This is a genomic window from Streptomyces venezuelae, from assembly GCF_008642295.1.
GTDB classification, from domain to species: domain Bacteria; phylum Actinomycetota; class Actinomycetes; order Streptomycetales; family Streptomycetaceae; genus Streptomyces; species Streptomyces venezuelae_C.
Window position 1 is genome coordinate 364124 of sequence record NZ_CP029190.1, and the last position, 11707, is coordinate 375830.

General features: G+C 73.5%; 8 protein-coding genes. 5 read left to right on the plus strand and 3 right to left on the minus strand.

Features of this window, described 5'->3' with window-relative positions; all coding sequences use genetic code 11:
• Nucleotides 1-166 precede the first annotated feature (166 nt).
• The 3 genes from DEJ50_RS01815 to DEJ50_RS01825 all read right to left on the minus strand — a co-directional run bounded on the left by DEJ50_RS01815 (nucleotide 167) and on the right by DEJ50_RS01825 (nucleotide 4767).
• On the minus strand, nucleotides 167-1903 hold the full coding sequence (locus tag DEJ50_RS01815) for an Ig-like domain-containing protein (RefSeq protein ID WP_150205652.1): 1737 nt from the start codon (nucleotides 1901-1903) through the stop codon (nucleotides 167-169).
• The gene (locus tag DEJ50_RS01820; RefSeq protein WP_150205653.1) at nucleotides 1900-2970 is read right to left on the minus strand and encodes a hypothetical protein; all 1071 of its coding nucleotides are present in this window, start codon (nucleotides 2968-2970) and stop codon (nucleotides 1900-1902) included. The genes DEJ50_RS01815 and DEJ50_RS01820 overlap by 4 nt, the downstream gene beginning before the upstream one ends.
• Before the next feature lie 150 nt (nucleotides 2971-3120).
• Nucleotides 3121-4767 (minus strand): FAD-dependent monooxygenase, encoded by a 1647-nt coding sequence (locus DEJ50_RS01825; protein WP_150205654.1) that lies wholly within the window; start codon nucleotides 4765-4767, stop codon nucleotides 3121-3123.
• Nucleotides 4768-4854: 87 nt separating this feature from the next.
• On the opposite strand from DEJ50_RS01825, the gene DEJ50_RS01830 reads away from it, so the two are divergent.
• The 5 genes from DEJ50_RS01830 (at nucleotide 4855) to DEJ50_RS01850 (ending at nucleotide 11689) form a co-directional block, all read left to right on the plus strand.
• On the plus strand, nucleotides 4855-6255 hold the full coding sequence (locus DEJ50_RS01830; protein ID WP_150205655.1) for an NADP-dependent succinic semialdehyde dehydrogenase: 1401 nt from the start codon (nucleotides 4855-4857) through the stop codon (nucleotides 6253-6255).
• A 132-nt stretch (nucleotides 6256-6387) separates the two neighbouring features.
• Nucleotides 6388-8643, plus strand: a complete 2256-nt coding sequence (locus DEJ50_RS01835; protein WP_150205656.1) for a hypothetical protein — start codon at nucleotides 6388-6390, stop codon at nucleotides 8641-8643.
• A complete protein-coding gene (locus DEJ50_RS01840) occupies nucleotides 8640-9623 on the plus strand; it encodes a TRAFAC clade GTPase domain-containing protein (RefSeq protein ID WP_150205657.1) in 984 nt (327 codons plus the stop codon). The genes DEJ50_RS01835 and DEJ50_RS01840 overlap by 4 nt, the downstream gene beginning before the upstream one ends.
• A gap of 5 nt (nucleotides 9624-9628) precedes the next feature.
• Nucleotides 9629-10504, plus strand: coding sequence for a hypothetical protein (locus DEJ50_RS01845; RefSeq protein WP_150205658.1), 876 nt, complete (start codon nucleotides 9629-9631; stop codon nucleotides 10502-10504).
• 48 nt (nucleotides 10505-10552) lie between these two features.
• Entirely contained in the window at nucleotides 10553-11689 is a 1137-nt protein-coding gene (locus DEJ50_RS01850; RefSeq protein ID WP_150205659.1) for a glutamate--cysteine ligase, read from the plus strand.
• Nucleotides 11690-11707: the final 18 nt, after the last annotated feature.

The following is an 11707-nucleotide window of genomic DNA, read 5'->3' on the forward strand; positions in this document are numbered from 1 at the left end:
GCGTGATCAAGCCAAATGTCTACTGGTCGGTAGCAAACTTCTCGTAGACGTGCGATGAACCCCTGCCGAGGGTGACCCGGCGTCAGGACCCGGACGTGCCGGTGGGCCTGGACGGAATGCCCCGTCCAGGCCCACCGGACCAGGTCACCGCCGCCTCAGGCCCGCCTCAGCCCCGGCACTGGCCGGAGCGGGGTCCGGTCACCGTGGTGCCGGACAGCTGCGGAGCCGGCACATTGGCCTCGCAGCGCAGCGGGCCGGTGATCCGGCCGGCCACCAGCTCCACGCCGCCCGTGTTCCCCTCCAGGGTCACCGGACCGGTGAGGGTGTTGCCCGCGCAGCCCTCCGGCGTGTCCGCACCTGCTCCGATCCGGACCGGGCCGCCGGTCCGCTGCACACCGACCGGGCCGGTGACGGCCGAGCCGCAGAAGCGCAGGGCGAGTGCGCCGTCGGCGGACACCGGGCCGGTGATCCGGGCCTGCGATACGGCCAGGGCGCCACCGGGCTTCACCCGGACCGGGCCGGTCCAGGTGGCTCCGGCGGCCAGGCAGAGCGACTCGCCGGCGGCCACGGTGAGCGACCCCGCCTGCGGCCCGGTCAGGCACGGCCGGCTGAACCCGACGGTCACCCCGGCGGGTTCGGCGGTGGCGGCGGGCTCGAAGGCCGGGTCACCGCCGAAGCGGGCCGTGATCGCATGGGAGCCGGGCCGGAGCGCACCGGTACGGAACCGGGCCCGGCCGTCCTCCAGGGGCACCTCGGCGAGCAGCACCGGCCCGTCCCGGAACTCGACGGTGCCGGTCGGGGTTCCGGCGCCCGGGTTCCCCGGGTCCACGGTGGCCGTGAAGGTGACGGGGTGTCCGAACAGCGGGGCTACGGTGTCCGGGACGACCCGTACCGAGCTGCCGTACCGGAAGGTCACCACCGCCCGCCCGTTGCCGGGGTTGACGCCGGGGCGCAGCGAGACCCCGGTCGCGGTGGGGGCTGCGTAGCCGCTGCCGCCGCCACCGCCCGCTCCCGGCAGGTTGTCCGGGTTGCCGCCGCCGGAGCCGCCGCCCCCGCCGAACCAGCCACCGCCACCGCCGCCCCCGCCGTTGCCGCCCCGGCTGCCGTTGCCGCCGGGGCCGCCGCTGCCCGGGTTGGGCAGGCCGGTGTTGGGGTCGATGTCGCTGCCTGCGATGCCGGGGCCGCCCAGGCGGGAGTTGGGGCTGCCGGAGCCGGGCCGGTCCTGGGTGCCACCGCCGCCCGCGACGCCGGAACCCTCGGGTCCGCCGCCCTGGCCGCCGGGTTCACCCGCGAGGCCGCCGCCGTGGCCGCCGCGGAGCAGCGGGCCGCCGTTGCCCGCTCCCCCTCCGCCGCCGGCCACCAGGACGCGGTCGGCCGGGCCGAAGGCGCCGGTCCGGACGTCGGAGGCGCCGCCGCCGGAACCGCCGCCGCCGTGGGCTCCGCCGCCGCCGGCTCCATGGCCGTGGCCGCCGGGCCGGGCGTACTCGCCGCGCCGGGAGCTGCCCGGGATGCCGGCGGCCCCCACGGTGATCCGGAGGGTCTGCCCGGGGCTGACGGCCAGGGTGGCGCGGGTTTCGCCACCGAGACCGCCGGGCGCGCCCTCGTTCGGCGGGTTGGGGGTGACGTATCCGGCCGCGCTGCCGCCCTCGGCCCCGTACAGGGCGATGGCGACGGAGCCGACCCCGGCGGGGGCCGTGAAAATGTCCGATCCCGTTCCGGTGTACGTACAGGTGGGCGGGGAGGCGGTGAAGGTACCGCCGGTACCGCAGGGCGACGGGAGCGTGGCGGGCGGGGGTGCGGGCGGTCCGGCCGGTTCCGTCGCGCTCGCGGTCAACGGGGTCAGTACGGCGGCCAGCAGGACGGCCGCCCCGGCCAGATGCCGGACCCGCGCGGCCGGCCTCATTCGCCGTCGTCCGCACACAGCGCCCACACGTCGGTGTAGGTGTTCGGCGAGCTGCCGCCGCCGGTGTGGGTGGACGCCGTCCAGTAGGCCGCCGTGGTGGCTCCGTCGGAGACCGGCGTACCGCCGGAGTCGCTCGGGAAGCTGCCGTTGAGGTGGTCGCCGACCGAGCCCGGGCCGGTGAAGTCGGTGGTGGTGACGCTGCCGCCGCTGATCGCGGCGCCGCCGCTGACCAGCTTTCCGTCCCCTTCGCCGCAGCCGACCGTCGCGGTCTGGCCGGAGGTCGCCGCGGTCGGTCCGCTCACCTCGCTGAAGCGGACGGTCACCGTGCTGCCGCTCACGTCGATGCCGTTGCCGCTGCAGATGGCGTACGCGTACGTGGTGTTGTTGCTGTTGCCGCCGCCTCCGTTCCAGCCGACGGCGGCCCAGGAGTCGGGGTTGGTCGCGCCGTTCCCGGCGGCCTTCTGCCCGTAGTTGTGGGCGGAGTCGTTGAAGGTGGGGTAGCTGGCGATCGGCTTGAGGCTGCCGACGCTGGCCGGGGTGATGCGGGCGCCGCCGCCGATCAGGCGGGTGTTGGCCGGGCAGGTGGCGACGACCAGGCCGACGGTACCGCTGGTGGCCGGCCCGGCGATCTTGTTCATCACCACTTGGGTGTGGTTGATGAGACTGCTGGTGAAGCACATGGCGTACGGGGTGCTGGAGAAGGAGCCGTTGACGGCGCCTCCGCTGCCGCCGATGCCCAGCCAGTGTGTGACGTCGGTTCCGACCACTCCGGTGGAGCCGGTGTACTCGGTGCTGCCGTCGGGGCTGGGCGCGGTGCCGTTGACCTTGTTGCCGTTGGAGGAACTTCCGGTGCCGATGGTCTGGTTGATGCCGCCGCCGGAGATCAGCCCGGAACTGCAGTCCGCGTGGGTGGAGATCTCGGAGAAGGCGGAGACCGGGCCGGCGGTGGCGCCGGGGGTCTTCACGGTGACGCCCACCGTGTTGGCGTAGGCGATACCGGGTGCTGCGACGGCGAGCACGGCGGCCACGACCAGGATCTTGGCCCTGGTCTTCGTCGGAGTCTGCAACGGACTCTCCCTGTTGGATTCGGCTGCGGGCATGGCTGAGGACATGCCTGGGGGCGTGGCTGGGCAGCACGGGGCGCGCGATCACATCTGAGCCGCATCCATGGCGGAATACGCGTGAAAAACTTGCATCTGCCGTACTCGACAGTAGGGTCAGCGGCGGAAGATCTCCGCCAGGTGCCCGGCCAGGGCGGGCCCGGCCGGCGGCCGGAGGCGGGCCCCGAGATGGCCGTCCGGCCGTACGACGAACGCCGTCGTGCTCCGTACTCCGTACAGCCGGGCGAACTCGCCCCGGCTGTCCCGGTAGGCCGGCAGCGCCAGGCCGGGCGGGGGCGCCGGGCCGTCGGCCAGCAGCACGCAGGACTCCATCCGGCCACCGGAGAACTCGTGGGCCAGCGCCGCGAGTTCCTTGAGGTCGTGGGCACCGTCACCGTGGTGGTGGCGGCCGTCCCGGTACAGCAGCAGCACATGGTCGCGGCCCCGGAGCAGGTCGAACAGCCGCAGCGGATAGGCCGTGATGTCCCCGGTCAGGCCGCCGCAGTCCGGGGCACGCTCGCCAGGCCGGGGCCCGGCTGCGTCGTCCGCCGGATCCGCGGGGGTGACGATCGGGCTGCCGGGGTAGCCGACCAGCAACTGCGCCTCCCGCAGCATCAGGGTCTGCGGGTCCTCCGGATCGGCCTGGACGCCCTCGGCGGCATGCCGGACCGTCCGGCCGACGACCTCCTCGCCCACCGGCCGCCGCTCGGCGTCGTAGCTGGCCAGCAGGCCCGGTCCGGCCGCGTCCTCGACGGCGAGGGCCAGCTTCCAGGCCAGGTTGACCGCGTCCTGGATCCCGGTGTTCATCCCCTGCGCCCCGGTGGGCGGATGGATGTGCGCCGCGTCCCCGGCGACGAAGACCCGGCCGTCCCCGTAGCGGTCCACCAGCCGGTGGCTGATCCGGAACACCGAGGACCAGCGGAGGGCCGAGGCGGTGCCCGGGCGGGGCGCGAGCCGGTCCAGGACGGCCTGTACGTGGTGCAGTTCGGGGCCCCGGCCGCCCTCGATGCCGTGCGCGATCTCGTCCCCGGCGCCGTCGGCGGCCGACAGCTCGGGCGGGACCAGCATCGACATCCGGTACCTTCCCCGGCCGGGCAGCGGGATGCACACCAGCAGGTCGTCCATCGCGCCGTCGGCGTTGCGGTGCATGGCCCGCACCCCGTACCCCGCCGGCAGGTCCCAGTCGACCTCGACGTCGGCCAGCATGTACTCCTCGGGGAAGGCGCCACCCTCGAAGGCGAGCCCCAGGGTCTTGCGGACGGTGCTGTGCGCGCCGTCGCAGCCCACCAGGTACCGGGTGCGGACCTCCTCCTGCCCGCCGCCCGGCGTACCGAGGCGGGCCGTCACCCCGTCGGCGTCCTGGGTGAAGGACAGCAGCTCGGTGCCGCGCTCGATGCGGGTGCCGAACCGGGCCAGGTACTCCTCCAGCAGGCGTTCGGTCTCGTACTGGGGCAGGGCCGCGAAGTGGTAGGGCACCTCCGGCGGCAGGGCCAGGTCGATGCGGGCCACCTCGGTCCCGTTGACGTACACCAGTTGGCCGCGCATCAGGACGGCCGCCTCCAGGGCCGGCCGGACCAGGCCCATCCGGTCCCAGATCTCCAGGGTGCGCGGCTGGATGCCGACCGCCTTGGCGTACATCAGCCGGGCCGGGAGCCGGTCGACGATGCGGCAGCTCACTCCCCGCCGCCGCAGTTCCGCGGCTGCGGTCAGGCCGACCGGGCCGGCCCCGGCCACCAGGACGTCGGCTGCATCGTTGTGCGCCACATCCCCATGGTGTCCCGGGGCTGCGGCTCCGGCCACCGGGGCGCCGTCCGCGTTGCGGTGCCGGAGACCAGACGGCACGGTCGAGGCATGCCCATCGCCACAGTGAATCCCACGACCGGCCAGACCGTGCGCACCTTCGACGCCCTCGGCCCCGACGGCATCGAGCAGTGCCTGGCCGATGCCGAGGCCGCCTTCGCCGCCTACCGGACCACCTCCTTCGCCGACCGGGCCGCCCTGCTGATGCGGGCCGCCGCCCTCCTGGAGGAGGAGTCGGAGGACGTCGCCCGGACCATGACCACGGAGATGGGCAAGCCGCTGGGGGCCGCCCGCGCCGAGGCCGCCAAATGCGTGAAGGCCATGCGCTGGTACGCCGCCCACGCCGAGGAACTGCTCGGCGACGAACAGCCCGCCGAGGCCGATGTCCGCGACTCCGGGGCCTCGGCCGTCCGGGCCCACTACCGGCCGCTCGGCGTGGTCCTGGCCGTGATGCCGTGGAACTTCCCGCTCTGGCAGGTGGTGCGCTTCGCCGCGCCCGCACTGATGGCCGGCAATGTGGGCCTGCTCAAACACGCATCGAACGTGCCGCAGACCGCGCTCTACCTCGGCGAGCTCTTCCGCCGGGCGGGCTTCCCGCACGGCTGTTTCCAGACCCTGCTGATCGAGTCGGGTGCGGTCGAGCGGGTCCTGCGGGACCCCCGGGTGGCCGCGGCCACCCTGACGGGCAGCGAGCCGGCCGGGCGGGCGGTGGCCTCGGTGGCCGGCGACGAGGTCAAGAAGACCGTGCTGGAGCTGGGCGGCAGCGACCCCTTCGTGGTGATGCCGTCGGCGGACCTGGCGCGGGCCGCGCAGACGGCGGTGACCGCCCGGGTCCAGAACAACGGGCAGTCCTGCATCGCGGCCAAGCGGTTCATCGTGCACACCGACGTGTACGAGGAGTTCGCCGAGCGGTTCACGGCCGGCATGGCCGCGCTCCGGGTGGGCGACCCGATGGAGGACGGCACCGACGTGGGTCCGCTGGCCACCGAGAAGGGCCGGGCCGATCTGGAGGAGCTCGTCGACGACGCGGTACGGCACGGCGCCGGGGTGCTGTGCGGGGGCCGCCGCCCGGCCGGCTTCGACCGGGGCTGGTTCTACGAGCCGACCATCCTCTCCGATGTCACCCCGGCGATGCGGGTCGACCAGGAGGAGACCTTCGGGCCGGTGGCCACGCTGTACCGGGTGGCGGACCTGGACGAGGCGGTGCACCGCGCCAACCACACGCCGTTCGGCCTCAGTTCGAACGTCTGGACAAGGAACGACAGCGATGTCGAACGCTTCGTGCGGGACATGCAGGCGGGCGGGATCTTCATCAACGGCATGACGGCCTCCCACCCGGCCCTGCCCTTCGGCGGGGTCAAACGTTCCGGCTACGGGCGGGAGCTGTCGGGGCACGGGATCCGGGAGTTCTGCAACATCACCACGGTCTGGCGGGCCGCCGAGCACCACTGACGCGAATCGCGCGAATCCGGCCACACGGAACGGTGATTGCTGCCATCGTGTGTAACCGCCCGGCCGGGTGTGGCTCGCACCTGCCGGGGACCGAGGGGACCCCGGCAGGGGTCAGGGGAAGAGGGGGGAGCCATGTCCCGTGTGGCCAGGATCGGGGAGATCCGGCGACGTCGTGAGCAGCAGGCCCGGCAACTCGATGTCGCCCGCACCTGGGTGACGGAGGTACTGGCGGGCCTGCGCCTGCTGGACTCGCTGCGCCTGGAGCTGCTGGGAGCGGTACCCGCCGAGGCGGAGGGCCGGCTGGCGGCCCTCGGCGTGGAGCTGGGCGAGCTGCTGGAGCAACTCCCGCTGGAGGCGGCGGAGATCGAAACGGTGGCGGCCCGCTTCCGCCGCCCGACACTGAACGTGGGGGTGATCGGCCGGGCCCGGCAGGGCAAGAGCCGGATGATCCGGAGCCTGACCGGCCTGACCGAGCAGGAGATCCCGACCGGTGACGGCAGTTTCTGCACCGGGGTGACCAGTGTGATCCGGCACGAGGACGGAGTGGACACGCAGGCGCAGGTGTTCCTGCACAGCGAACGCTCCTTCCTGCACGAGGTGATCGCCCCCTACTACGCCGAACTCGGCCTGGGCACACCCCCGGCCACCCTCGACCGGTTCGCCGGCCCGCTGCCCGCCGAACCCGCCGGCCACAGCGCCGCGGACGGCAGCCGGTACGCACACCTGGCCGGGTTCCACGAGGCGCTGCCCGCGTACCGGTCGCTGCTGCGCACCCCGTCCCCGCATCCCGTGCCGGCGGGCGGGATCCGCTCCTTCGTGGCGCAGGCCGACGAGGACGAAACCCCGCTGCACTCCTTCCGCGCGGTGCGCCACGTACGGATCACCACGCATTTCACGGAGCAGGACTGGACCGGGCTCGCGCTGATCGACCTGCCCGGGATCGGTGACACCAACCTGCAGGACGCCCAGCGGATCGTGGCCGCGCTGAAGGACGAGATCGACGTGGTGGTGTTCGTCCGCCGGCCGGACGCACTGGGCGACGGCATCGGCACCTACGACCACGACCTGTACGACCACGTCCGGGACGGCCTGTCGGACGTAGGGCTGGAGCAGTGCTCCTTCCTGATCGTCAACCGGTGCAGCGGGCCGAAGAACGACAATTCCGCGAATGCGGAGCGGATGCTCACCCAGTGGCTGCCGGCCTCGCGGTTCGAGGTGGCGGAGGCGCACATCGCCGACTGTTCGCAGCCGGCCGAGGTGGCCGCCGTGATGGACCGGGTGCTGGAGCACCTCCTCACCCATCTCGACGGCCTGGACGCCCAGCGCCTGGCGGCCCGGACCGAGAAGGCCGCGGAACTGCGCGAGCGGATCGCCCGGCTGCTCGCGCAGGCCGGCCGGCTCGCCGATCTGGCCCAGCCCAGCGAGGTCTGGTTCCTGCCGTTCACCACCCTGTTCAAGGAGGCCTCCGGCCGGCTGGCCACCGCCCTGGCCGCGTACGTCCGGGAGCTGCGCGAGGAACGGGAGTACGCCGACACCTCGCTGGCCGAGGCCGTGGACGCCATCCTGGACGCGGCGCAGAGCGACCCCGGGCATCCGTCGGTGGAACAGATCGTGGTACGCGCCGACGCCGAGGACGGCCTGAGCGTGGCGTACGGCAAGTACCTCAACGAATCCCGGGCCCGGATCTCCCGCCGCTTCCTGGAGTGCGACCTCGCCCTGCACACCCGTACCGAGCGGATGCAGCACCGGATCGCGGAGATCCTGAAGGGGCCGGGCGGGCTGGCGGCCCTCGGTCCGGCCGAGGGCGCGGAGTTCCTGCGCGCCCTCGCCGACCGCATCCCCAAGGTGCGGGAGCAGGGCGAGAGCGAGATCCGCTACGCGCTGGGGCTGCTGGCCGGGTTCCAGCTGTCCTACCGGGGCATGCTGCAGCACCGGGTGCGGGGCTGTCTGGACGGGCTGCACGCCGACACCCCCGCCATGCGCTTCCCGGAGGGCCAGGTGCCGACGCCCGGGCAGGTGCGGGAGATGCTGGAGGTCTGCTACTCCGAGTCCCTGTACGCCTGCCGGGCCGAGCTCCACAAGGCGCTGGCCGAGCCGAGTGCCGCGGTGTTCGCGATCGTCGAGGAGTTCTACGACCGGGTGGTGTCGGCGGCGGGGGCTGCCGACGAGTGGCTGGTCTTCTACCAGGACGCGCGGGCGGAGATCTGGCCGGGCCGGTTCGCCGCCCTGGCGGAGGACGCCGCCCATCTGCGGCGCTGGTCCGAGACGGTGGGGACCGTCGCGGCGCTGCTGGAGGCGCCGCCGGGCACCGCGCCCGGCGCGCCCGGCGCGCCCGCCGATGTACCGGCCCCCCGGGCCCCGCACGCGCCCGAGGAGGCCGCACGATGACCACCCCCGAGCGGTACACCATCGAAGTGAGCATGCTGGGGCCCTCGGGTGCCGGCAAGACCTCGCTGCTGGCCTCCATGTACGCCCAGTACTCCGATCTCATCGGGGCGACGGACCTGGAGCTGTCGCCGGTCGGGGACACGGCGGTGAAGCTCTCCGATGCGGTGGCCCGGCTGAAGGCGCTGTCCCGGTCCGTGCAGGTGCGGGACAGCGTGGACGGCACCGCCGCCGCGGGTCTGCACCGGTATCTGATCGCGGTGGGCCAGAAGGGCAAGAAGCCCAGGTTCACCCTGCGGTTCACCGACTACGCGGGCGGACTGCTGCGGGAGCGGGGCGGCGGCGGAGTCGGCGAGCAGGTCCAGCAGGCCCTGGCCAACAGCCCGGTGATCCTGCTGGCGGTGGACACCGCGGCCCTGCTCGAACAGGACGGCCTGTACCACGACCGGATCAATGCGCCGCACCTGATGTACGAGCAGATCAAAACCCTGCTCCAGGGGAACGAGCAGCACCGCCTGCTGGTCATCGTGCCGCTGAAGTGCGAGAAGTACGTGGGCACCGAAGCCGGGGCGCACCATCTGCTGGACCGGGTCCGGGAGGGCTACAAGCCGCTGCTGGACCATCTGGCGCATCAGGAGGTGCGGTCCCGGGTCGGCTGTGTGGTGGTGCCCGTGCAGACCACCGGGTCGATCGTGTTCTCCTCGATCACCGAGTCTGCGGAGGGCCGGCTCCAGTTCCATTACCGCAGCCGCCGGCCCGGGGCCCCGTACGCCCCGGTCGACACCGATCAGCCGCTGCGCTACGTGCTGCGGTTCGTGCTCAACGTCTACCGGCAGGACCGGCGGGGGTTCTGGCGCGAGACCGTCGACGAGATGTTCAGCACCGACGACGCACTGCGGGCCGCGGTGAACACGTTCGCCTCCGGTACGGTCAGCCGGCCCGGCATCCGGGTCCTCCAGGACCATCCGCGGCTGGGGCGGTGACGGCGATGCCGGAGAGCAGTTGGTTCGTGGAAACACGCGGTTACCTGCCGGACCAGGACTACAGCTGGCAGCCGGCGGGGGCGGGCGGGCAGGATGCCCGGGCGGCGGCGGAGCTGCTGGCCCGGGGCTGCCGGGGCAGGTCTTTGTACGAGCTGATCGACGACTCCGCCTCCTCGCTGCTGCTGTACTGCGCCGACGGCGGTGCGGGCACATGGGCGGAGCCGGTCTGGCTGCTGCTGATCACCGGCTTCCGGCGGGCCGCTGAGGACCCCACCGACCACATGGGCCGGACCATCCGCGCCTCGGTCCTCGGCACCGGCACCGGGCGGGTGCCGCCGGAGGATCTGCTGGCCGTCGCCCACCGGTTCCTGGAGGGTCGGCTGACCGGCCCGCTACCGGTCGAGTACGGGCTGCCGGACGGCACCCCCGGTTTCGCGGTGGACCCCGAAGGCTGGGCGGGTCTGCTTCAGGAGGCCCGGGAGGGACTGCCGGCCGAGCCGCCGCAGGCCTCCCGGATCGACCCGGACCTGATCCGTGTCGACCGGGACACCGCCGACACCCGCAGCCGGGCCGCCACGATCCTGCGGGAGGTGGACGAGCAGGCCCGGACCGGCGTCTTCGACCCCGCCAGGGCCCGGCTGACCGGCGGCACACCACGGCCGCTGCTGGTGGTCACCACGCTGCTGGGCGAGGACTCGCTGCTGGCTCTGCGCCCGCTGCACGCCCTGAGCCCGTACGTGGACCGGAGGAAGGAGAGCAACGTCCACTGGGAGGGCAGCAAGGCCCAGGGCTTCTTCTCGTGGGCCCTCGGGGTCAAGTCGCTCCTCGCCGCGGCCGGCCTGGCGCTGCTCGCGGTCGCCGCCGTCGCGGTCTGGCGGTGAGCCGTTTGCCCTAGCCTCATCCGGCCACCGGGCGGGTAGGGGCTAGGGGTGATGACGGTCGGTGTCGAGGAAGAGTTCCTGCTGCTCGATACGGCGACAGGGCTTCCTGTCCCGCTGGCGGGGAAGGTGAGGACGGCAGCCGGTCTGCGGTGCCGGCCGGAGTGGGGCGAGGGCGAGGTGCAGACCGAGCTCCTCCAGGCGCAGCTGGAGGTGGCCACCCCGGTGTGCACCGCCCTGGACGAGGTGGCCGGGCATCTGAACCGGATGCGGCGGCTGGTCGCGGAGGCGGCCGGTGACTTCGGGTGCCGGCCGGGCTGCTGCGGCACGCCGCCGATACACGGACAGGACCCGATTCCGGTGACGCGGACGGAGCGCTACCGGGCCATGACCGAACAGGCCCAGCTGCTGGTGGCGGAGCAGCTGATCTGCGGGATGCACATCCATGTGGGGGTGCCCGACCGGGAACGGGCCGTGGAGGTCCTCAACCGGGTACGGGTCTGGCTGCCGACCCTGGTGGCGATGGCGGCCAACTCGCCGTTCTGGGCGGGCTCGGACAGCGGTTACGCCAGCTGGCGCACGGTGGTGTTCGGGCGGTGGGCGGTCAGCGGCCCGCCGCCCCGGTTCGCCTCGCTCGCGGACCACGACCGCCGGATCCAGGACCTCGTATCGGGTGACCTCATCATGGACACCGGGCAGATCTACTGGCAGGCCCGGCTGTCCGAGCGCTACCCGACCATCGAGGTGCGCTGTATGGACGTACAGCTGCGGGCCGAGGACGCGGCCCGGTTCGCCGGGCTGGTGCGGGCGCTGGTGGATACGGCGCTGCGGGAGACCGAGGCCGGTCTGCCCGTCCCGGAATGCCCGCCGGAGCTGCTCCAGGCGGCGAACTGGCACGCCGCCCGGTACGGGCTGAGCGGCGGGCTGCTCAGCCCCTACCACGGCACGCTGGTCCGGGCGGAGGCCGCGGTGGGCGGGCTGCTCTCCCATGTGGCGCAGGCCCTGGCGGAGGCCGGGGACCGGGAGCAGGTCACCGGCCTTGCCGAGGAGCTGCTGGAGCAGGGGACGGCCGCCGACCGGCAGCGGGAGGCGTTCGCACGGGAGGGGCTGTTGGGGGTGGTGGGCCTGGTCACGGCGGGGATGACGGCCGGTCCGGCAGCCGGTCCCACGGCCGGGACGACGGACTGAGTTCACGGGTCTGGGAAC

Excerpts from the sequence above, each read along its gene's own strand:
- DEJ50_RS01830 (WP_150205655.1), top strand. The coding sequence starts at position 4,855 with ATGCCCATCGCCACAGTGAATCCCACGACCGGCCAGACCGTGCGCACC.
- DEJ50_RS01840 (WP_150205657.1), top strand. The coding sequence starts at position 8,640 with ATGACCACCCCCGAGCGGTACACCATCGAAGTGAGCATGCTGGGGCCC.
- DEJ50_RS01835 (WP_150205656.1), top strand. The coding sequence starts at position 6,388 with ATGTCCCGTGTGGCCAGGATCGGGGAGATCCGGCGACGTCGTGAGCAG.
- DEJ50_RS01845 (WP_150205658.1), top strand. The coding sequence starts at position 9,629 with ATGCCGGAGAGCAGTTGGTTCGTGGAAACACGCGGTTACCTGCCGGAC.
- DEJ50_RS01815 (WP_150205652.1), bottom strand. The coding sequence starts at position 1,903 with ATGAGGCCGGCCGCGCGGGTCCGGCATCTGGCCGGGGCGGCCGTCCTG.